The organism is Photobacterium frigidiphilum, assembly GCF_003025615.1.
Lineage (GTDB): Bacteria > Pseudomonadota > Gammaproteobacteria > Enterobacterales > Vibrionaceae > Photobacterium > Photobacterium frigidiphilum.
In genome coordinates this window covers 113,017-135,490 of record NZ_PYMJ01000010.1, presented here as the reverse complement: position 1 = coordinate 135,490, position 22,474 = coordinate 113,017, and the positions used below count along the sequence as shown (strand labels likewise).

The following is a 22,474-nucleotide window of genomic DNA, read 5'->3' as shown; positions in this document are numbered from 1 at the left end:
ATTGGCTTCCGACAAATAAAAAGTTAGATAAATTGGGCTTTATTACTCGATTTAATTTTTGGTCTAAGAGACCAAAAATTAGATTCTAAATAGGCGAAAACTTAGATTTTCAGATAAAAGTTAGATTATGGGTTCTCAGCCCTTACCCAATAAGGGTTTTCTAACTTTTATCTAATTTTTATGTTATCTGTGTTTTTTTGTGACTACTGCCATATATCCCTCATTTTTATCATTTTATTGCTATGAAACTATTCCTCCAAGAGTATTCTTGATGAGCAAATAATTGCATTTAGACAAAACAAAAAACGCGAGATGGAAGTACGTGTTGTATGTGTTTTGTGTTTTCTAATGCCACTCTGAATAAATAATCAGAGAGTTATTTAGATTGGTACCCATGATTAAAAGGATTTGATATGCAAGGCATCAAGAAATCTAAGTTAGCGGCAATGGTTGCTCTTATGGTTGCGGCACCGTTGGTTATTGCCCCCGTTTCAGCTGCAGATGTACCTGCTGGGGTTACGTTAGCAAAGGTTCAAGAGATCGTTCGTGGTAATGGCGATGAAGTGCCAACGCTGGATCCCGCGTATTCATCAGATACGGCGAGCTCTCGTGTTATTCAAGATATGTTTGAGGGGTTAGTGACTCAAGATACTGCGGGCAATATTGTGCCTGCTTTAGCCACAAGTTGGGAAGAGTCAGAAGATGGAAAAGTGTATACCTTCCATTTACGTGAAGGGGCGAAGTGGTCGAATGGCCAGCCGATAACAGCGAAAGATTTTGAATATAGCTTTCAGCGTGTGATCGACCCTGCAACCGCTGCACCTTATGCCTGGTATTACACAATGGCAAATATTGTGAATGCCGATGAAATCAACAAAGGCGAGTTATCGACAGATCAGCTAGGTGTGAAAGCGCTCGATGATAAAACGCTTCAAATTACGCTAACGAAACCCGTGCCGTATTTTGCTAAAATGTTAGTACATGAATCCACTTATCCTGTTTACCAAGCTGCGATCGAAAAATACGGTGACGCATGGACGAAGCCAGAGAATATCGTCACAAGCAGTGCTTATAAGTTAAGCAAGTGGGTATTGAACGAACGTATCGTGTTGGAAAAGAGCCCAGCGTATTGGAACAATGAAAAAACACAAGTAACCAAAGTTACTTACCTGCCAATTCAAGATTTAACCGCAGAATATAACCGCTTCCGTACTGGTGAAATTGATATCACCTCGTCATTTCCTTTAGAGCAATACAATGCGATTAAAAAGCAACGCCCTGACGAGCTATTAACAATGCCATCGTTGGGTACGTATTATTATTTATTCAATATTAATAAAAAGCCGTTTGATGATGTGCGAGTGCGTAAAGCGTTAGCCTATGCTATCGATCGCGATATTGTAACCGACATCATTCTAGGGCAAGGTCAAATTCCGGCCTATGGTGTAACCCCACCTTCAGTGTCTGGTTTTGAAGCACCGAAGCTTGCATGGGAAACCATGAGCCAGAAAGAACGTACCAAGAAAGCTCAAGCGCTATTAAAAGAAGCTGGGTTTGATAAAAAGAACCCACTTAAGTTCGAGTTGGTTTACAACACCAGTGAATCACATAAGAAATTGGCAATTGTTGTATCTTCGATGTGGAAGAAAAGTTTAGGCGTTGAAGTTGAGCTAGCAAACCAAGAATGGAAAACATTTTTACAAAAACTATCTCAGCGTGATTTTGATGTTGCACGTTATGCGTGGGTAGGTGATTACAACGAAGCATCAACGTTTTTATCATACTTTGAAAGTACAGGTATGAACTACGCAAGATGGAGCAATGTTAATTACGATGAGGCGATGAAGCTAGCTATTCAAGCTCCAACAGATAGCAAACGTAATGATTATTACCAGCAGGCAGAAGAAGTATTTGCAGACGAGATGCCAGCGGTGCCGTTATATTTTTATACTCGTTCTGTATTGAAGCAAACGAAAGTGGGTGGCTATTCGAAAACGAATGCATCAGAAGGGCGCTTCACTCGTGATCTGTATGTGACTCAATAAATAATATAGATTGATCAAAATAAAAGCAGAGCACTATTCGTATTACAAACCAGTAATACCGTGCTCTGCTTTTTATTATGATAAATAAGTTATTGTGAGAAATAAGCGGTTCACAATTAGCACGTAATCATTCACTATGAACTCAGTAGCTTATTCGGTGTAGCTTGTTCGGTATGAGTTACTCGCTTATACGACGCTCTATTTAAACTGACGCTCTATGTACACATGCGCTATATAAACACGTGCTATGTAAACAATAGACGAAAGGGGTTCATGAATGGTTATACAAACGTCAAAAAAACGATTTAAGCATGTGCGTGCTTCTGATCTTCGCGGAATGGGGCAGTTGGCTACGCAGGCAACCATGAATGTAACCCGCATTGCTGAAGGTGTTCACCAATCTGTATGGAATACATTGGGAATGCCTGGAGGTAAAGAACCCGGTCGTACAAGAGGTATTACAGGCCTCGTTTATAACAGTATTTATGGCGTAACCCAATTATTGGGAAGCGGTGTAGATAAGGTACTTGAGAAACAACAGCCTTGGTTTGACACTTTAGATAAAGATAAAACAGAAACCAATGAACGTACGGCGGTTTTGTCTGCATTAAATGGGATTATGGGTGATCAGCTCGTTGAGTCAAATAACCAATTAGCAATCCCGATGACCTTTTACCATCAGCAGCAAGTTTTAAGTTGGAATGATGAAGAACAAGCACTTGTTATTCCACAAGCGAAGAATAAAATATTGTTGATGATCCATGGTTTGTGCATGAATGATCGCCAATGGTGTGGTGAGTATGAAGGGACGGAGGTCAATCATGGTGAGCAACTATCATCTACGCTAGGCTATACCCCTGTTTATCTTCGATACAATACTGGCCTCCATGTTTCACTAAATGGAAGAGAGTTGTCTGAGCTGCTTGAACAGTTAGTCGATAATTGGCCTGTTGAAATAGAAGAGCTGACAGTGGTTGCTCATAGCATGGGAGGTCTATTAACACGCAGTGCCGTTCATTATGGTTTTCAGCAATCAAAGCACTGGCCAAATGTGATTAAAAATATTGTTTTTCTTGGTACGCCACATCATGGAGCACCGCTGGAGCGTGCTGGAAATAAACTTGGCGCAATATTAAGTGCAATCCCTTATACCGCCCCCTTCAACAGGCTTAGCAATCTTCGCAGTTCAGGGATCACCGATTTGCGTTACGGTTATATTATTGATGAGGATTGGCAAGGGCAAGAACGCTTTGGTAACCATGATGACGAACGATTGAGTGTGCCGTTACCGCCCCAGATTGCTTGTTTTACTGTTGCTGCTACAACTGCCAGCGAAAGAAGCCTTTTAGCTGATAGATTAATAGGGGATGGGCTTGTTCCACTTCACAGCGCTTTGGGTATCCATAAAGTCGAAGATCATCATTTATCGTTTGCTGATACGTCACAGAAAATTTTCTATGGCATGAATCATATGCAATTGCTAAGTGATCCCGCTGTTACCCAACAGCTAGAAGAGTGGTTGAGTTAATTAGTGAAACCTCTGTAACTTTATCCAGATAAAAAGCAAACGATAACGTTCTGTGTGAATTTCTAGCAGTAAGCTGTTGAAAAAATACGCTAACAGCATTAATTTTTATTTTAATACATAAGTTTTTCTGAAAAAATCATCCGGGGGAATTTCTTTTTTGAATTTAACGTATTGATAATAAGGGAATTAATTTCCAATCATTATTAAGTTTAGATTTTTCACATGTTTGCATTCATAAGGTGAGGTTGATCACTAATTGTAGGGCGGTACAATGCGCGTCCTTTTTGAATTTACATTCTGGTTTAAACCATGATTGCAATTTTTGGTATTATTGTTCTGCTTTTTCTTGCGTGGCTAATTTCGGTTGATAGAAAAAGAATTCCATTGAAAATGGTGTCAGTCGCCTTTCTGCTCCAAGTACTTTTTGCATTATTGGTTTTATATGTGCCTGCGGGTAAATCGGCGCTTCAAGCCATTGCTGGTGGCGTTACTTATGTGACAGATTACGGTAATGAAGGGCTATCATTTCTTTTTGGTGGCTTAGCAACAGGCAGCGTTGGTTTTGTATTTGCGGTTAACGTGCTAGGTATTATTGTCTTTTTCTCTGCTCTTATTTCGATGCTGTACCATATTGGTATTATGCAAAAAGTGATCGATGTGTTGGGTGGGGCTCTACAACGTGTACTTGGCACGGGTAGAGCAGAATCGCTTTCTGCGACAGCCAATATTTTCGTTGGCATGTCTGAAGTACCGTTGGTAATCAAACCTTACTTAAAGAAGATGGATGATTCCCAACTTTTTGCCGTGATGACATGTGGCATGGCATCTGTTGCGGGTAGTACCATGGTGGGTTATGCAGCCGTTGGTGTCGACCTTCAGTACCTTATTGCAGCTTCGTTCATGTCTGCACCTGCTGGCTTATTAATGTCGAAGATGATTGTACCGCCATCGGTTGATAAGCTACAAGACGACGAGATTTCTTCTGTTGTTATTCCTCGAGCAACGAATATTGTTGAAGCACTTGCCGACGGCGCAATGTCGGGTATGCGTATGGCTGTCACAATTGGTGCAACATTACTGGCATTTATCAGCGTAATTGCACTATTAAATGGCATGCTGGGTGACGCAGGTGCCTATTTTGGTATCGAAAATTTAAGTTTTGAATTAATCATTGGCTATTTATTCGCACCTATTGCGTTGCTTATTGGTGTGCCTTGGGTTGATGCTGTCACTGCGGGATCATTGATTGGCCAGAAAGTCGTTATGAATGAGTTTGTGGCATTTATCGACCTAATGAGCTTAAAAGACACGATGCAAGAACACAGTGTTGTTGTGGTGACATTTGCACTATGTGGTTTTGCCAACGTAACAACGCTAGCTATTCTGATTGGCGGTATGGGCAGTTTGATTCCTGAACGTCGTCCGTTTATCGCTGAATATGGTATTCGTGCAGTCATGGCTGGCGTATTAGCTAACCTAATGAGTGCGGCTATCGTTAGTATCATTCTATTGCTTTAGGTTTATACACCTAGTAACGGCAAACTAAAAAAAGCGCAGTCTTCGTTTGAAGATATGCGCTTTTTTGTATTTTCTGGGCGATTAACCGAACCTAAATAGTTCTAGCCACAAACTGAACAGTTAGCTTGTTTACCTAATTTCATTTCTCGCCAGCTCATTGACATGGCATCTAACATTAAAATCTTACCTGTTAATGTTGTTCCCATGTTTGCCACTACTTTAATGGCTTCCATAGCCTGTACGGCACCCACAATACCGACCACAGGTGACATAATGCCAGCTTCTACGCAGCTTAATGTTTGTTGACCGAATAGGGCACTCAAGCATTGGTAGCATGGTTCGTTATCTTGATAGGTATACACGCTAATTTGACCTTCCATACGAATCGCAGCACCTGATATTAACGGTGTTTTCGTTTGGTGGCATAAACGGTTTAATTGATTACGTGTTTCAACATTGTCGCTGCAATCAAGCACAATCGTGTGTTGTTGAATAAGCGGTAACAATTCATCGTCACTTAGGCGTTGTGCAATCGTATCAATGCTTGTGTAAGGATTGATGGTGGTTAACGCTTGTTTCGCTGATTCAACTTTTAACTGACCAACTGTATTATCGTTATGTAATACCTGACGCTGTAAGTTTGACACCTCAACCTTATCATCATCAATCAAAGTCAGCTTACCCACACCTGCTGCTGCTAGGTATTGTGTGGAGGCACAACCTAAGCCGCCAGCCCCTAAAATAAGCATGGAAGCGTCTTTTAATGCTTCTTGTCCGTCAAAATCGAATTGGCGAAGAATGATCTGGCGGTTATAACGAAGCATTTCTGCATCAGACAGTTCTGCCACAATATATTCCTGTTCTGTGAGAGTGAAGGGGGTGCGAAAAACGAGATATCAATGATATCCCGCTTCTTTGATTCGTGTATTTAAGCAGATGCCAGTACATCGAACCTTAGTCTTTAAATGCTTAGTCTATTAAATGCTTAGTACATCGAATGATTAAACAACTCAATAGTCACATCTTCACCTGGCGAAACGCGTCCACGTTCTTGTTCAAGCACAACAAAGCAATTAGCTTGATGCATAGAGCTGAACGCACCTGAACCTTGATTACCTGTAGTGGCAACTTCGAGTTGTCCTTGCGGATTAATTTGATAGATACCGCGTTGGAAATCAGTACGACCAGGACGTTTCTTAAAGAGCGTTGTCGCCTTCGCTGTTATGCGCTGTGGTGGTTGGTACTGAGAATGACCAGATAACTGCGCTAGCATCGGCTGAACAAGCTGGTACAGCGTTAGCATTGCAGAAACAGGGTTACCTGGTAAACCACAGAACCACGTGTTCTCAATCGTACCAAACGCGAATGGTTTACCTGGTTTCATGGCTATTTTCCAGAAACCAATTTCACCTTGTTCTTCAAGAATGTCTTTAGTGTAGTCAGCTTCACCGACGCTAACACCACCAGATGTAACCAGTACGTCAGCCTCTGTTGTTGCTTTTTTGAATGCTGCACGTAGTTTTTCAGGGCTATCTGGAATGATGCCTAAATCCAATACATCACAACCAAATTTTTCAAGTAACGCACGAATACCATAACGGTTGCTGTCGTAAATCTGACCTGCTGCTAATGGTTCGCCAACTGGGCGTAGCTCATCACCCGTTGAAAAGAATGCCGCAACAGGGCGTGCAAAAACGGTGAATTCAGCAATGCCTAAAGAGGCGAGTAGTGGCATTTCACGCGCTGTAATACGTGTACCTTTGGCGATAACCGTATCACCTTGATGTACATCGTCACCAATAGGGCGAACGTTGTCATGAGCTTTAGGCTTGATAAGGAAGCGAACGTTATCACCCTCGACTTCCGTTTCTTCCTGCATGATGACAACGTTAGTGCCTTCAGGCATTTGAGCGCCAGTCATAATACGAATACATTGACCTGCTTCGCATACACCTTCAAAGGGAGCGCCAGCAAAAGATTTGCCAGACAGAACAAGAGTATCGCTATCTTTTAGATCGTCAGCGCAAAGGGCATAACCGTCCATCGCCGAATTAGCAAAGGGTGGTACATTGATTGGAGAAAGAATATCTTCAGCAAGAACACGTCCCATTGCATCAGAAAGTGCAACAGTCATTACTGAACTCAGTGGCTTAACGTCAGCCAAAATTTTATCTAAAGCCGTTTCTACAGGCATTAAACCTGGTGCGTCACAACATCCCATATTGGTGTCCGTCGTTAGTTATAAGTCATAGGCTTGAACAACAACCAAGTAAGATTGAAATTTGCTCAATATTCTTGATTGGTATTTGCTTGAATGATTATTATGACAAAAAAAAGGAGTTTCAACTATTCACTTATCATTTACGTGGTGTAATTGTGTTTATTTACAGGTATCCTTCGGTCAGATTTAGCTCTGGAAGTGTGTTTGTAGGCAATCGCTACACATAAATTTGTAGACGTTTTTAGTACAAACATGACACGTTGGGCTTGTTTTCGCATTAAAGCCCAAGCCAGTTGGAGGGGAAAGAATGACAGCATTAAGCGAATCTGCATTGATGGTACGCGCAGCACTTGAAGAACGTGGGCTTGAAACACCCATGACGAGTAAAGTGGTAAGCCGCGAAGAGAAAAAAGAAAAGATCGAATATCACATGCGTGAGATCTTAGAGTTATTGTCGTTAGATTTAACCGACGATAGCCTAATGGAAACTCCGCATCGCATCGCTAAGATGTATGTTGATGAAGTCTTTTCAGGTTTAGATTATGCGAATTTCCCAAAAATTACCGTAATCGAAAACAAAATGAAATGTGATGAAATGGTACGTGTAAAAGGTATTACGCTGACCAGTACTTGTGAACATCACCTTGTTACGATTGATGGTAAAGCGACGGTTGCGTATATTCCGCGTGGTAAAATCATTGGTCTATCAAAGATTAATCGCATCGTTCGTTTTTTTGCTCAGCGCCCTCAGGTGCAAGAGCGAATGACACAGCAAATCTTAGTTGCGCTGCAAACATTGCTTGAAAGTGATGATGTAGCCGTAACGATTGATGCGACCCATTACTGTGTGAAAGCACGTGGTGTGATGGATGCAACCAGTGAAACAACAACGACGGCACTTGGCGGTATCTTTAAAAGGATTCCTGCAACGCGTGCTGAGTTTTTCCACGGCATTCGCTAGGCAAAAATGATTTATCGGAAGCCGCGATTTTTTCGCGGCTTTTTTGTCGGTAAAGTGTTCTGAACGGTAAGTTGAAGCTTTAAATTGAATGGGTTATGAATAGAGCGATATGGATCTTATAAAGCTTTCTCGAATTAGCATGAAACACTTGATTACCTTGCATGTCATGTTAGATACATTAAGCGTAACGGGCAGTGCAGAGCGTCTTTGTGTTAGCCCGTCATCAGTCAGTAAAACATTAAGCCAGTTGCGTGATTCTTTGAATGATGAGCTGTTTTACCGTCATGGTAATAAGCTTGTTGCAACCCCGTTGGCACGAAGACTTGGTCCAAGTGTTCATCAGATGATTAACGACATGAACCAAATTATGACGCAAGAGGCTTTCGACCCTTCGCGTTATGAAGGTGGTTTTTCATTAGCGATGCGAGAAAGTACTTTTGAGTTAATAGTGGCAAAGTTAAGCACCCATGTATTAAACCTTGCACCGAATATTCGTTTAGATATTTGGTCGAAAGATAGTTTAGGTTTTGATGCGCTAGCCAAAGGTAAGCTTGATTTTGTGATATTACCGCATGATAGAAGCCAGCCACCGAGCACTCAAAATAACCTTATCTGGGAAACCTTAATCGACGATGACATGGTGTGTTTGATGAATCCATCGCACCCTTTAGCCGATCAAACATTGAGTATCGATAACTACCTAAGTTATGGGCACATTGGTATTATGGATACTGATTTAAATGTCCCTTTCTTTGAAATGCAATTAGCGCAACAGCATAAGAAAAGAAAAATCACCGTAACAGTGTCTGATTTTGGTAGCGCGGCATTGATGTGCCATCATAGCGATTTACTGTTTACCTGTTCTCGTCGTTGGGCAAACATTGCCTTTCAAGCTAAAGGTTTGATCAACAAGCCTTTACCGTTTAATTACGGCGATGTGGCTTATAGCTTGGTGTGGCATCAACCAAGTATGAATGATCCGGCTCACCGTTGGATGTATGAACAAATAAAAGCGTGCTGCAAAGATATAGACATGTAATTTAGGTGGGGCACTACATGCCTGCTTTGTATCTGCACCTGTAAATGGCGAAGTGCTATATCCGTTGTTTTATAGATATACAGATGGCATTACAATGTTTGTTACATTACGTTCGGTAAGCTGATTAGCTAAATGGGTAATATCACTTTCTTGGCACGTTTCCCATGTTAATGCTTCACCTGTTACGCCATGATGCTGAAACGCATTTAGCTTAATACGTGTGTCTTTAGATAATTGGGTTAAATAACTGGCAAGCTCATCAACTTCAGCATCAAAATCTGTTTGTCCTGGTATGTGTAACAACCGCACTTCGTACAACTTATTGTGTTGTGCTAGTAGCTCGATACTTTGAAAGACACGATGATGTTGCCGCCCAGTTAACCACAAATGGGTTTCTTCTTGCCATGCTTTTAAATCAATCATTACACCGTCTGTAAAAGGAAGCAGCTTAGCCCAGCTTGTGGTGCGTAAACTCCCGTTACTATCAACCATGCAGGTTAAATGTTGTAAATCTGACGATGATTTAATCGCACTAAATAATCCCTGAATAAAGCCCAATTGAAGCGTAGCCTCACCACCCGTAATGGTAATACCTGATATGAAAAATAGGTTGCTACGTATAACATCCAGCATTTCTATAACTGTATATTGTTGTGTTTTCGGGCTAGATTGCTTCGGGCATACAGCTAAGCAATTATCACAATGGGAGCATAACGACGCATCCCAAATGACTTTGCTAGAAATAAACGAAAGTGCATTCGTCGGACAAGTTGCGACACAATCACCGCAGTGATTACACATATCGATGGTCTGTGGGTTATGGCAGCTTTTGCACTGGTAGTTACACCCCTGCAAGAAAATCACCAGCCTGTTACCGGGGCCATCGACACAAGAGAAATTCAGAATTTTGCTGACTGTCGCTGTTCGCGCATTTAAACGTGTAGCTGTGGAAGCTGCAGTTATCGAATCTTCACCATTTAGCATGTGTTGGTTATGCGATTGAACCGTTTTCTGTCTTTCACTCATGTCGAATATGTCGCTTATTGGGTGTGTGGCTTTATTAGTTCTTAGTCATTGGTATAACAGTTTAGTTCGTCTTGTTTCTTATTCTGTATACTTGGACTCTGTATAAACCGGCGATTGTTCATGACAGGCGACACGTGGTTTACGGTTCAAGATCCCTGTGTTTTCAGATGCCTCTGCACCTAACCAAGTAGTATTGGTGCGAGAGCCTTTTTCTTTAAATACCGCAACATCAGATAACTTGATCATATAGCCCGTCACACGTACTAGGTCGTTAGAAGCAACGTTAGCCGTAAATTCACGAAAGCCAAGGTTTAACGCGCCCTTGCATAATTGGTACATTGCCTCAGGATTGTCTTTTACAGTTTCATCAATCGTCAGAATTTCACTGATACCCGATGTGTAATATTGGTGATGTGCAGCCAATGCTTGGATGTGCGTAACAGGATCGGGTTCTGTGCCATAAGGAATACGCACGCCAGGTGTTACGTCTTTATCAAGGCTAATGCCACCTTGGGCATGCAATAGGGCACGGTTGTTATAGCCATACTTTACGGGTGTCGATCTCACAATACGATCAAGTGTGGCTGAGATCTGATGCCCTAATTGATTCGCTGTTTCATTACGACCATATAGATTTACTGCTGTTGCGTGATGGCTTTCTTTATTTGTAGAGCCTTTTTCTAGCGAATCTTTTTCGATTAAAATATTGACCGCTTCTGCCATACCGTAGATACCAAACATAGGGGCAAAGCGACTCTCTTCAATTAATCCTTCTTTCACCAAGAAACTATCAAAAAAATGTGATTCTTCATGTAGAAACTGCGTGCGCGCTTCAATCAGTTCGTACATGACTTGGCAATAATGTGGCAAGGTTTCAGTTAAGAATGATGCAGTGTTTTGGGCTTGTTGTGCGGCTTGTTTTAAGTTCATACGCACCAATGTATTAGCACCACCTGCTAAAGGTAATGAGTTATAACAGCTTACAATTCCGAAGCCTTTTTCATCATAGGTTTTGGCATGAATCGGGTAGTTAGCAATGTGTGGCTTGCTGCATTCACATATATTGGTCGTTGCTACGCGCAGTAAATCATCTGGTGTGATTTCTGGATCATACATAAAGGTAAGGTTTGGCGCGATTTGTTTCAGCTCTGCATCAATTTTTAAAATGGTTCGGCAGATAATATTATCAGTAGGACCAATATTCACGTGCATGAATGCATCGGGCAAAGTGCGATCAAGCATGATCCAAAATCGTTTCAATTTTCTGTAAATTTCATCGTGTGTTAAATCTTGTACATAATCGATTAAAATATCGTCTAGAGCACCTAAATACACTGGAATATTCGTTACAGAAGGAACATGGTGGTAAATGATTGTTAGCGCATTTAATGCATCATCAAAATCGGCAGCTGGAGGCAATTCTAAATATACCGAGCCATTTTGAAGAAACTTAGCGTAATCAGGTAAGACATAGCGCGGTTTAAAGGGAGCATGTCCTTCAAACATGTCACAGATAATACCTGCTTTCATCGCGGTGTTTACGCCTTCTGTAACGGGAACATAGTCCAGGCTAGCTTCTGCTTCTAATGAGAGGTAGGTCGACTTTTGTTTAACTGTCAGCGTGTTATCTGTAATTATGCGTCTAAGCTTGTCTTGTAAGGTCATCACAATATATCCATTTAAACTGTATGGATATGAATGTAGCGTGAACAATAAGTTTCCAGAAGTGAAAAATATAAAGGTGTATATTTCCATTTGAGAAATCGGCTGTTGTCGATCACGTCTATTTTGTTATATGGAGAATAAAATGATTTCAAAGAAAGTGGCGGTATTATTTGGTGTAGTGACAGCTGCGTCATTTTTATCGGCGTGTTCAACAAAAGAACCAGAGCCAGTAAAGCCTATTGGTATGGCTAATCCTGCTTCTGTTTTCTGTACAGAGCAGGGAGGTAAGCTTGTGATGGAAAAAGATACAGAGGGTAATAGCGTAGGGTATTGCCAGTTATCTGATGGAACAACTGTCGAGCAATGGGTTTATTTTCGTGAAAATCAGAAATAATAAGAGCACTGTCTTGTGGGAGTAATAGATAAAATACCAAATTAGGCATTTTATCTAGGCGTCAAAATAAAGGCATATTAAGAAATGAGATTTAATGTTTTTATTGATTTTAATCAGTGTCTTAAATGTCTTTTTGATCAGGTTGAGATGTTTAGTAAACATTAGTTGAGATAATTAATAATTAAAAATAGAGACGTTAAATTGTATGAATGGTGTTTTTTTGTCTAAATATAAGAGTATGAACATTATTTAGTGATGAGCGAAGTTGGCTCAAGCTTGTATTACTGCTTGATGTACTTTGTGTCACTGATTGGCATTTATCTATTTTTAAACAATAAGGAACGCTATAACGATGTTTAATCATAAGCGAATTGTTATTCAACGTTTCAGCACTCTTGTTGCGTTATCTTTTTTTATTTCTAGTAGTGCCTTTGCGGTAGAGTCGGGTGTTTTTTCAGATCGCTCGTTGATAGATACCCCTGACTTTTCAGTAAAACCACTCGCGCCGATTAATGCTAATTTACCCACAAGCCATGTTGATTGGTCTTATCTTGATGCGATTACGGTAAATAGCAGTCGACAGCTATGCCCTAATTCGGGTTCAACAGTGTGCTTTAAGATGTTGGCAGAGCAAGCCTATGCGGATAATCATTTTTATCCACTGTGGCAAAATCCCGTGCAACGACGAGAGTTTGAATTACAGTTAAAATCCGTTGTTGATACAGGAATGGTTACAGGGCTTGAAGTGCGTTTAGGTGAGCTGTATAGGCTTGATAAATATAATGATCAGCGAGCATACGATTTACTTGCCACAGATAGTTACTTTGTTTACCGCACGTATTTGAATACGATTCAGCGTAATAGAACTACCTTGTTTACATTGGACCCCGTTAATTTTTCGGTACAGCCGAGTTCATTTGGTGCACAGCATTATTTTCCGATAACAATGGATAAATTGACACTTACTCGTCCCGCCAATATTCCCTTTGAGCAAAGCATGTCTGTGATTGAAACATTACAGCAATTGCCGCCCCACAGTTTGACGCACTCAGACCTGAAAGGGCTTATCCGCAAAGGTGATACTATTGTTGCAGGTAAAGAGCTTGCTAAGGTGCTATTCGATTTAAATGACATGACGGAAGCTGAGTACACGTTCATTACACAAATGCCAACAATAACCAACAGTGGCACAATGCTAGAAGCGATTAAGCGCTTTCAACGACGTAATGGGTTAGCTGATGATGGCATTATCGGTGCAGCAACAACAGCCCAGTTAGTGATGCCGTATACTGATATTGCGCGTCGAGTCGCTGTAAATATACAGCGCTTTCGAAATATCAATGTGATTGATAACCAGCCGCATATCTGGGTGAACATTCCTGATTATATGCTGAAAATTTTTGAACAAGGTAATGTGATTTTTGAATCCAAAGTGATTGTTGGCCGAACAAGCCGTCCAACTAACTTGTTCTCATCAGCAATAAATACCATGGTGGTAAATCCAACATGGAATGTACCTGAAACGATTAAACGAAAAGATGTTATTCCTAAAGTGAAGCATTCTCGTGATTACTTAACTGCGCATAATATGCGTATATTGAATAGCTGGCGTGATCGTACTGAAATTCCGGCAGATCAAATAGATTGGTCTAGTGTAAATCCTAAAACGTTCCCCCATGAGTTTCAGCAAGGGCCTGGTCCAAGTAATTCTTTAGGTCGCGTTAAATTTTTAATGCCAAATGATTACTCGATATATTTACATGACACCCCCGCAAGAGGCTTGTTTAATAAAACAAAGCGGAATTTAAGCTCTGGGTGTGTGCGTGTCGAAAAAGCGTATGATTTAGCCAATTTTATTATCGACTTTCAAAAACGTAAGAATATTGAACCGTTTAATACAATGTTGAAAGATGGCGATTTAGATACGGTTAGGCTGTCTCAGCGTTTAGGTGTCGATTTTGTTTATCTTACTGCGTGGGTTGATGAAAAGAACACCCTACAAATGCGTGAAGATATTTACGGGTATGATAGCCCGCAAAAAGAAGCGATCGATTCTCAATTTATATCTATGAAAAACTATCGTAGATAGGGTGTATACCCAAGCTAGCTCAAGATGCAAGATGCAAGATGCAAGATGCAAGATGCAAGATGCAAGATGTAGGATTCAGAGTTATTTCTGTTGTCTTGTGAATATAATAAAGCCCCTAATAAAAAAGGGGCTAATTAAAAGGCTCTACATGTTAGTGGCTAATTTTAAAAGAGCCAACATGATGATCGAGCGTCTGAGCAAGCTCAGATAAGTTCTGGCTTGATCTTTCCAACTCTTGACTAGCCGTTAGGCCAACTTTTACCGAACTATCCACAGTGTCCATGTTGAGGTTGATTTCATTGGCAACGCTAGATTGCTCCTCAGTAGCAGTAGCAACTTGCGTATTCATATCAAGTATCGTCATGATCTGTGCTGAAATTTGTTCAAGGGCTTGCTGAGCTTTTTCAGTTGCTAAAGAACCTTCTATGGTTAATGATTTGCTACTGTCCATCGCATTAACAGCATTTTTGGCTTCATTCTGTAGCTGGTCAATCATATTTTGAATTTCATTGGTTGACTGAGACGTCTTGGTCGCAAGGTTTCTGACTTCATCGGCAACGACTGCAAAACCACGACCGGCTTCACCAGCTCGTGCAGCCTCAATAGCCGCATTTAACGCCAATAGGTTAGTTTGGTCTGAAATACCTCGAATAACGTCAAGAATAGACCCTATGGATTGTGTTCTATCAGCTAGGGAAGTAATCACCTCTGACATACTGTTCATTTGAGAAGCCAGATCAGTAATGCTACTGGTTGCTTCCTGCAAGATTTTTTGTCCTTCCTGAGTTTCGACGTTGGCGTTCTCTGCAGATTCTGCGGCACTGGCTGCATTTTGAGAAATTTCACCAATTGTTGCGATCATTTCATTCATCGAAGTCACGACTAATAAAGACTGTTCGCTTTGTTCGTGACCTCGTGATAGTGCTTTCTGAGATTGGCTATGAAGCTCTGTTGCAGAGTGACCTAGCTCTGTCCCTGTATTGACTACTTGACCAATAATTTCATTGATTTTGCCCACAAAGATATTGAAGGCAGTAGAAATATGGGCGATCTCATCGTTGCCACGTACGGGCAGTCGAATAGTAAGATCGCCATCGCCTTTAGATATGTTTTCTAAGGCATGCTGTAATCCGGAAAGCGGTCTTAAGAGTTTGCCTAGTAGCCACATAAGTATACAGCCACAGATAGAGAAGATAGCTAAGATGGCGATTAACTGAGTCATTACAATGCCTTTCGCCGCTTCACTGACTTCAGTGATAGGAATACCGACATCGAAAGTACCGTACAATTTGCCATCAACATAAACAGGCGTCAAAATGTCGTACACCCAAACATCCTGTATATCTGCATACCACTTTGAATGTTGTGCTTTTCCTTTAGTGGCTCCATCAACGGTATAGTTATCATTATAGATTTTGTTTAATTTCTCAATATCACTATGAGCAATTGCTTTAACATCTTTGTTAATTACGATGGCATAGCTAATATCTGAACGAGTTTTGAGTGATTGAACCAAGTCTTGTAAATCATCTAAAGGCTTCTGAGATGTACTCAATATATATTCGACATTTTTAGCTAACAACTCAGCTTGTGCCTGAGATTTTTTTAAAATGATCTTGTCAATTTCTTGATGAGATATATAAGAAGTTGAAGTAACACTTGTTATTGCAGCAATTGCAAACATTAGACAGACAACAAATAATATTATTTTTTTCATAACTCGTACCTTTATGCCATTTTCAGCAAGAAAGACCTAACCAATTAATATGAATGAGTATCACCAAGGTGTAGCTGACTAAAATGACAATAATAAACTCATGTATCCTCAGCCATGAAAACGCTGATTTCAATGTGAAATATTACACTAAATGCTTACAGGGCATCCTTTATGTAATAAAAATATAGATATTGATCTATTTATAATTTCAAGAATAAAAATATGCCTGTACATTTGCTTACAATCTGAGCGGATTACTATACCTTGTATTTCAAAGGGATAATGATTTAAGTGCTAAAGAGTGACTTGAATGTGTGATAGTGGGTTTATAACAATCTTTGTTTGTCTAGTTATACGTCTGTCTGCTTATAAAAAAGGCTTGCCAACCGACAAGCCTTTTTAGGTATTAATGTAACTTTTACATCAAGAACATATCTTATTATTGTGTTTGTTCAACTTGATCACGAGTTTTCCAAAGTGACGCCACAATAGCCGTTGTAATACTCAGTGCAATCACTGCTAAAGATACTGGGGTAGGAATTGCCCATACAGTTTCCATTAATAGCATCTTGATACCAATGAAGCTAAGAATAAATGCCAGTGCTACACGTAGGTAACAGAAGCGAGTCAGCATACCTTCCAACACGAAATACAACGAACGTAAGCCTAATAATGCGAATACGTTAGCGGTAAAGACTAAAAACGGTTCTTGAGTGACTGCAAAGATGGCAGGAATCGAATCGAGTGCAAACATAACATCAGTTAATGCAATAACGGCAACCACTATCATGAGTGGTGTCGCTATCCAGCCTTTGCTGTCTTTCACCAGCATTTTGTTGCCTTGATATTCATCACTTACCCGGAAGAACCGTTTCACTAAGCGTACTGGCAAGCTGTTAGAAAAGTCTTCGGGTTCCTCTTCACCTTCTTTCCATAACTTGTAACCTGTATATAGAAGAAAAGCTGCGAAGATATATAGAACCCAGTGGTACTCACTAAGAAGCTGAGCGCCAACAGCGATCATTATGCCACGCAGAATCAGAGCACCAACAACACCTAGCATCAGTACGCGAGGGCGTAAATGTGCAGGTACAGAAAATTGACCAAATATAAGGGCAAAAACAAATAGATTATCAACACTTAATGACTTTTCAAGTAAGTAACCTGTTAAGAATGCAGTGGCAGCTTGACCATTTGTATAGCTACTTTCTGGTGCCATTAATGGCCAGTATAAATAGATAACAACATTGAAAAGTAATGCAAGTGCGACCCAGAAAAGGCTCCAGATAGCGGCTTTTTTGATAGTAACTTTACCACCGCGAGTTTGATACAAATCCAGCGCTAGCATAAGTACTGTTAATATAGCGAAACCTTCATAACTAAAAAGGCTCATAGTTTTTATCCTTCCAAGCGAACGCGGAAGGGTATGGATATTAGACGTGACTAATGACCTTCCGCGCATTAAAAACACTACACAAAACGTGCAGTGAATAATGGCGTTGGTCTCGTCAAAATGGTGCTTACTGTTTTACAGAAACAAATCCATTCTCGGCTGCCGGAAGCATGGGGCTTCGTGATGACGACAGACGAACAATTGGTGACTACTCCCCAAACAGGGGCATTCTATGCCTACTTAAACTGAGATACCAGCACTATTTCACCCGTAATTACGCTTATGAATAAAAAGCTTTTCTGTGCAAATACGAGGGCGTATGTCTATTCGCTACCGTTATAATTGAGAGTATAAAAAGGGGGGATATGAGACGGGACTACCGAAAGAACGATCCTGTAAGTCTGACATAAACCGGAGTCAGTTACTGAACCCGGTTTATGTAATTAAAATCAGACCATTTATCGATTGGTCGAGTGAGAGACTGCATTTGCTAATAGTTCTTTGGCAGTATGTTCACACGGTGGCAATTCAATATCAGTTTGATGAATAGCGGTTGTGCGCTCACCCCACTGAATAAACGTTGCTCCCCAAGTTAAACCTGCACCAAAAGCCGCTGAAAGTATTTTACTTCCTGCTTGAATTCGACCTTGTTCAACCGCTTCACATAATGCAATAGGCACGGTTGCTGCAGAAGTATTACCGTATTTATGAATGTTAATAAACGCTTTATCTAATGGGATTTTTGCGTGATCACACAATGCTTCAATAATACGTTTGTTTGCCTGGTGAGGGATAACAACATCAATATCATTACTGTCTAGTTCAGAACGATTAAGCACCGTATTCGCCGCTGATCCCATACCGCGTACGGCGCTTCGGAAAATATCACGCCCAACAAAATCAAAAGCAAAATGGCCTGATTTTGGGTCGTAACGATCCATCGCTGTACCAAATTTAGGTATGGCAAGTACATCACGGCCTTTCGAGTCACAACCTAATTGTGCTTGAAGTACACCGACAGGCTTATCTGTTTTACTTAACACGACAGCGCCAGCACCATCACCAAATAAAACTGCGGTATCGCGCTTGCTCCAGTCTAAATACCAAGATAAACGTTCTGCGCCGATCACTAAAGCGTGACGGTAAGCACCCGCTTGGATCATACGCGTCGCAGTTTCTAATCCGTACAAAAATCCAGTACATGCCGCATTCATATCAAAAGCGGCTGCTTTACTAGCACCGAGTTCTAATTGAACCTTAGAAGCAATATTGGGAATTAAAGTGTCAGGTGAACAAGTAGCAACAATGATTAAATCGAGTTCGTTGGCATCAATACCTGCTGCTGCCAATGCCCGTGCGCCAGCAACATGTGCAAGATCGGATGTATTTACATGGCTGATATGACGAGATTCAATACCTGTACGGCTTTTAATCCATTCATCGGATGTTTCAACAAATGTACTGAGTTCATCATTGGTGAGTATTGCTGGTGGTAAACATTTTCCCCAGCCTGTGATTTCAGCGTAATGCAGCATAGTTCCCTTCGCTATCGTAATGGCCTGTCTTTATTCATGCATAGTTCGGCATCAATAGTGGTTGGCGTATTTTAATGTTTAAAGAATTGAATCGTGGAGGTCTCGTATTTTCAATTGGGTACAGAATTATTTTCTATACTACGTCAGTCGCGTATTAGTGCAAGGCAGAAGCTTATGTTTACCTTCAGTTGGTTAAGTGGATAATAGAACTGTTAACTATGATTGATTTAAACAGGTATAGGGAAGAATAATGGTGCGTTTTGGTGTAATTGGAACAAATTGGATCACTGAAAAATTTATCGAAGGGGCACATGCTTCAGGAAAGATGCAGCTTAGCGGGGTGTATTCTCGAGAGATGGATCGAGCACAAGAATTTGCGGCTAAATTCAGTGTTGATCATAGTTTTGATAGCCTAGAAGAAATGGCTGCAAGCGATACGATTGATGCTGTATATATTGCTAGCCCTAACTCACTTCACGCCCCACAAGCTAAACTGTTTATTGAAAATGGTAAGCATGTTATTGGTGAAAAACCGCTCGCATCGAATATCCATGAAATTGAATCGTTGATTGCGTTAGCGCAAGAAAAAGACGTTGTGCTTTTTGAAGCTCTTAAAACGACTTACAACCCAAATTTTAAAATATTGCAGCAAGCACTTCCTAAGCTTGGAAAACTGCGAAAAGTGCACTTTACCTATTGCCAGCATTCATCACGTTACCAAAAGTTTTTAAACGGTGAAAACCCGAATACATTTAACCCGAAATTTTCAAATGGTTCATTAATGGATATCGGTATTTATCCACTCAGTGCTGCGATTGGTTTATTCGGAGAACCGAATAGCTTTACGGCTCAAGGGGTATTATTACATTCTGGGGTTGATGCGCATGGCACATTGGTACTGCATTATGATGATTTTGATGCTGTCATATCTCACTCTAAAGTCAGTAATGGTTATGCGCCAAGCGAACTGCAAGGTGAGCAAGCATCAATTCTGATTGAAAGCATTTCAGAGTGTGAAACGGTGTCTATATTACGTCAAGGTGAGCCTGCTGTTGTGCTATCACAAGATCAAGGTGAAAATACTATGCAGTATGAAGCTGGCGTTTTCGCTGATCTTATCGAAACAAAACAAACAATGCATTCAGGTTTAGATCGTACATGTATTGTGAGTGCCATTATCACACGCGCTCGCGAGATTATTGGTGTTCGGTTCCCTGCTGATGAAATTGTGTAATATACAGACGGTAACAACCATAAAAAAGGTGGTCTTCATGAGACCACCTGAATGGGGGGGAAGTTGATTATGATTTTAGAATCACTTTAAATCACTGTTACCAGAACAACCATGCAAACGTTGTTAGTGCAACAATACAGGCAAGGTTCAAGTAGATACCCACCTTCATCATCTCACTTTGCTTAATATGCCCGGAACCAAAGACGATGGCATTCGGTGGCGTTGCGACTGGCAACATGAATGCACATGAAGCGGCAACGGCAATAAGCGCAGAAAGAATAACAGGTGAGACACCTAACGCTTCTGCAACCGTAGCAAAAACAGGCACTAGCAGTGCAGCACTTGCGGTGTTACTGGCAAATTCAGTAAGGAATACCACGAAACTTACAATCACTAAGATAGTAAAGAACAAGCCTGCTTGCTCAAGGAAACCACTAAGACTATGCGCTAAGAAGACACTGGTGCCTGTTGCTTTCAGTACGTTACTTAGACAAATACCACCACCGAACAGAATCAACACACCCCAGTCGGTAGACTTTTCGATATCTTTCCATTCAACAACACGTGATACACCAAGCAGAATGATTGCGAATAAAGCGACTAAGGTATCGAACTTGCTAAAGCCACCTAAGAAAGCATTGACTGGTTTACTGAATATCCATAAAGAGACAGTAAGCGCAAAAATAGCGAGTGTAATCAGTTTGCCGTTATTCCACTTTACTGGTGTATGGTCGAGTTCAAATGTATGCGAAAGGTTTGGCTTTAAAATGAAATAAAGTAGCGCCACTGTAATAGGAAGTAGAATCATGGCGATTGGCACACCAAATTCCATCCATTCAGTAAAACTTAAACCAACTTCAGCAGCAGCAATTGCGTTTGGTGGGCTACCAACAACTGTTGCAATACCACCAATACTTGCACAATAAGCGATGCCTAATAGTACGAACACGTAAGTGCCACGTTCACTCTTGGCGTTGACTTTATTAAGCACGCCTAATACTAGCGGTAACATCATTGCTGTTGTGGCTGTATTACTGATCCACATGGAAAGCCCAGCTGTTACACCGAAAAGCATAAAGACAGCAACAGACATTTTACCTTTAGCCAGAATAAGTACTTTATCTGCAATGGCTTTATCAAGCTCTTGCTTATGAAGTGCAGCGGCTAATGCAAACCCACCAAGAAATAAGAATATAATTGGATTTGAAAAGTTGGTTAATGCTTGGGGAGTTTGAAAAATGCCAAAACCTACCGCAAGTACAGGAACGAGAATCGCGGTAATGCTGACATGAACAGCTTCGGTAAGCCAAAGTATCGCGACAAAAGTCAGTATACAAAGCCCGATAACAACATCTCTTTCAAAAGGTAGAGTATTTAGCATGATTGAGAATAATAAGATATTTCCGATGAATATCATGCTGTTTCGATTTAGCAGCCAGTTTTTAAGTGTGAGCGTTAAGGCTGTCATAGACTTTCCTTCCATTGGTTATCGTTGTGTTTATTAGCGGAACCACAACAGTGTAGTTGCTGAGAATGTTACACCTTATTGAACTTTTGTTAATGCCCTGGTGGCCAATTGTTGTTCTGTTGGCGGAGTAATTATAATTTTTGTGAGGTTATTGATTTCTTATGTGTAGAGATCTACCCATTGAATAGGATGGGTAGAAAACAAGGCAAAACGTGAGAAGGGTAGTTAACGTAGTGTCATTAAATATTCATCATTAATGAGAGTATGTATTTTATTATCGGTAGTAATCATTCATAAGTGCAGGCAAAATGTTGTTGCTTTGCGTTATTCGATACGGTCAATGTTAAAGGTTAATTGTCATATATAAATAATCTATCGAATAACTGCCTATTGACTAATATGTTAGTAGTAATCATATGTAGAAAATAACGGGTTAAAGAGGCCTATATTAAAATTTAAGCCTGAAAAAACGTGATTAATATCACATAAAATATTTCATTGATTAAAAATACTCGCTCAAATTTAGTGCGTTAGGTATCATATGTTTAGGTTCTTTTTATGAAGAAGAATCACAAAAATAATACTAAAATAAAGGCTAGGTTAAAATGAGTTCCAAAAATGCACCATTGCGTAAAAGGATA

General features: G+C 40.5%; 16 protein-coding genes. 8 read left to right on the top strand and 8 right to left on the bottom strand.

Annotated features, from left to right (window positions below; genetic code table 11):
* The first annotated feature begins 422 nt into the window (after positions 1-422).
* The 3 genes from C9J12_RS12295 (at position 423) to C9J12_RS12285 (ending at position 5,091) form a co-directional block, all read left to right on the top strand.
* Positions 423-2,045 (top strand): peptide ABC transporter substrate-binding protein, encoded by a 1,623-nt coding sequence (locus C9J12_RS12295; protein WP_193944661.1) that lies wholly within the window; start codon positions 423-425, stop codon positions 2,043-2,045.
* Between the two features lie 277 nt (positions 2,046-2,322).
* Entirely contained in the window at positions 2,323-3,573 is a 1,251-nt protein-coding gene (locus C9J12_RS12290) for a PGAP1-like alpha/beta domain-containing protein (RefSeq protein WP_107242982.1), read from the top strand.
* 309 nt (positions 3,574-3,882) lie between these two features.
* Positions 3,883-5,091 (top strand): NupC/NupG family nucleoside CNT transporter, encoded by a 1,209-nt coding sequence (locus tag C9J12_RS12285; protein WP_107242981.1) that lies wholly within the window; start codon positions 3,883-3,885, stop codon positions 5,089-5,091.
* Positions 5,092-5,192: 101 nt separating this feature from the next.
* Here C9J12_RS12285 and moeB read toward each other — a convergent pair whose 3' ends face one another.
* Positions 5,193-5,939, bottom strand: coding sequence for a molybdopterin-synthase adenylyltransferase MoeB (moeB, locus tag C9J12_RS12280; RefSeq protein ID WP_107242980.1), 747 nt, complete (start codon positions 5,937-5,939; stop codon positions 5,193-5,195).
* A gap of 137 nt (positions 5,940-6,076) precedes the next feature.
* Entirely contained in the window at positions 6,077-7,312 is a 1,236-nt protein-coding gene (gene moeA / locus C9J12_RS12275; protein ID WP_107242979.1) for a molybdopterin molybdotransferase MoeA, read from the bottom strand.
* A 307-nt stretch (positions 7,313-7,619) separates the two neighbouring features.
* Here moeA and folE point away from each other — a divergent pair, with 307 nt between their 5' ends.
* Together folE and C9J12_RS12265 are read left to right on the top strand one after the other, a co-directional pair.
* Complete coding sequence (gene folE, locus C9J12_RS12270; protein ID WP_006232024.1) at positions 7,620-8,273, top strand: GTP cyclohydrolase I FolE; 654 nt, start codon at positions 7,620-7,622, stop codon at positions 8,271-8,273.
* Positions 8,274-8,382: 109 nt separating this feature from the next.
* The gene (locus tag C9J12_RS12265; protein ID WP_107242978.1) at positions 8,383-9,312 is read left to right on the top strand and encodes a LysR family transcriptional regulator; all 930 of its coding nucleotides are present in this window, start codon (positions 8,383-8,385) and stop codon (positions 9,310-9,312) included.
* Between the two features lie 69 nt (positions 9,313-9,381).
* Here the strand turns inward: C9J12_RS12265 and C9J12_RS12260 are convergent, their stop codons facing one another.
* Both C9J12_RS12260 and C9J12_RS12255 read right to left on the bottom strand, forming a co-directional pair.
* Positions 9,382-10,338 carry a YjjW family glycine radical enzyme activase gene (locus tag C9J12_RS12260; RefSeq protein ID WP_107242977.1) on the bottom strand — a complete coding sequence of 319 codons (957 nt, stop codon included), beginning with the start codon at positions 10,336-10,338 and terminating at the stop codon, positions 9,382-9,384.
* A gap of 78 nt (positions 10,339-10,416) precedes the next feature.
* A complete protein-coding gene (locus C9J12_RS12255; protein ID WP_107242976.1) occupies positions 10,417-12,003 on the bottom strand; it encodes a YjjI family glycine radical enzyme in 1,587 nt (528 codons plus the stop codon).
* 142 nt (positions 12,004-12,145) lie between these two features.
* Here C9J12_RS12255 and C9J12_RS12250 point away from each other — a divergent pair, with 142 nt between their 5' ends.
* Positions 12,146-12,397, top strand: a complete 252-nt coding sequence (locus C9J12_RS12250; RefSeq protein ID WP_107242975.1) for a putative hemolysin — start codon at positions 12,146-12,148, stop codon at positions 12,395-12,397.
* Positions 12,398-12,749: 352 nt separating this feature from the next.
* Positions 12,750-14,486: a L,D-transpeptidase family protein gene (locus C9J12_RS12245; protein WP_107242974.1), complete on the top strand. Its 1,737-nt coding sequence runs from the start codon at positions 12,750-12,752 to the stop codon at positions 14,484-14,486.
* A 151-nt stretch (positions 14,487-14,637) separates the two neighbouring features.
* On the opposite strand, the gene C9J12_RS12240 is transcribed toward C9J12_RS12245, so the two are convergent.
* The 3 genes from C9J12_RS12240 to C9J12_RS12230 all read right to left on the bottom strand — a co-directional run bounded on the left by C9J12_RS12240 (position 14,638) and on the right by C9J12_RS12230 (position 19,131).
* Positions 14,638-16,203 (bottom strand): methyl-accepting chemotaxis protein, encoded by a 1,566-nt coding sequence (locus C9J12_RS12240; protein WP_107242973.1) that lies wholly within the window; start codon positions 16,201-16,203, stop codon positions 14,638-14,640.
* Positions 16,204-16,642: 439 nt separating this feature from the next.
* Positions 16,643-17,596, bottom strand: a complete 954-nt coding sequence (locus tag C9J12_RS12235) for a TerC family protein (protein ID WP_107242972.1) — start codon at positions 17,594-17,596, stop codon at positions 16,643-16,645.
* 458 nt (positions 17,597-18,054) lie between these two features.
* On the bottom strand, positions 18,055-19,131 hold the full coding sequence (locus C9J12_RS12230) for a ketoacyl-ACP synthase III (RefSeq protein WP_107242971.1): 1,077 nt from the start codon (positions 19,129-19,131) through the stop codon (positions 18,055-18,057).
* 250 nt (positions 19,132-19,381) lie between these two features.
* Here C9J12_RS12230 and C9J12_RS12225 point away from each other — a divergent pair, with 250 nt between their 5' ends.
* The gene (locus tag C9J12_RS12225) at positions 19,382-20,365 is read left to right on the top strand and encodes a Gfo/Idh/MocA family protein (protein WP_107242970.1); all 984 of its coding nucleotides are present in this window, start codon (positions 19,382-19,384) and stop codon (positions 20,363-20,365) included.
* 97 nt (positions 20,366-20,462) lie between these two features.
* Here C9J12_RS12225 and C9J12_RS12220 read toward each other — a convergent pair whose 3' ends face one another.
* Positions 20,463-21,833 carry an SLC13 family permease gene (locus C9J12_RS12220; RefSeq protein ID WP_107242969.1) on the bottom strand — a complete coding sequence of 457 codons (1,371 nt, stop codon included), beginning with the start codon at positions 21,831-21,833 and terminating at the stop codon, positions 20,463-20,465.
* Positions 21,834-22,474: the final 641 nt, after the last annotated feature.

Coding starts and splice junctions, on each gene's coding strand:
- C9J12_RS12290 (WP_107242982.1), top strand. CDS start 2,323: ATGGTTATACAAACGTCAAAAAAACGATTTAAGCATGTGCGTGCTTCT.
- C9J12_RS12285 (WP_107242981.1), top strand. CDS start 3,883: ATGATTGCAATTTTTGGTATTATTGTTCTGCTTTTTCTTGCGTGGCTA.
- moeA (WP_107242979.1), bottom strand. CDS start 7,312: ATGGGATGTTGTGACGCACCAGGTTTAATGCCTGTAGAAACGGCTTTA.
- folE (WP_006232024.1), top strand. CDS start 7,620: ATGACAGCATTAAGCGAATCTGCATTGATGGTACGCGCAGCACTTGAA.
- C9J12_RS12265 (WP_107242978.1), top strand. CDS start 8,383: ATGGATCTTATAAAGCTTTCTCGAATTAGCATGAAACACTTGATTACC.
- C9J12_RS12260 (WP_107242977.1), bottom strand. CDS start 10,338: ATGAGTGAAAGACAGAAAACGGTTCAATCGCATAACCAACACATGCTA.
- C9J12_RS12255 (WP_107242976.1), bottom strand. CDS start 12,003: ATGACCTTACAAGACAAGCTTAGACGCATAATTACAGATAACACGCTG.
- C9J12_RS12250 (WP_107242975.1), top strand. CDS start 12,146: ATGATTTCAAAGAAAGTGGCGGTATTATTTGGTGTAGTGACAGCTGCG.
- C9J12_RS12245 (WP_107242974.1), top strand. CDS start 12,750: ATGTTTAATCATAAGCGAATTGTTATTCAACGTTTCAGCACTCTTGTT.
- C9J12_RS12240 (WP_107242973.1), bottom strand. CDS start 16,203: ATGAAAAAAATAATATTATTTGTTGTCTGTCTAATGTTTGCAATTGCT.
- C9J12_RS12235 (WP_107242972.1), bottom strand. CDS start 17,596: ATGAGCCTTTTTAGTTATGAAGGTTTCGCTATATTAACAGTACTTATG.
- C9J12_RS12230 (WP_107242971.1), bottom strand. CDS start 19,131: ATGCTGCATTACGCTGAAATCACAGGCTGGGGAAAATGTTTACCACCA.
- C9J12_RS12225 (WP_107242970.1), top strand. CDS start 19,382: ATGGTGCGTTTTGGTGTAATTGGAACAAATTGGATCACTGAAAAATTT.
- C9J12_RS12220 (WP_107242969.1), bottom strand. CDS start 21,833: ATGACAGCCTTAACGCTCACACTTAAAAACTGGCTGCTAAATCGAAAC.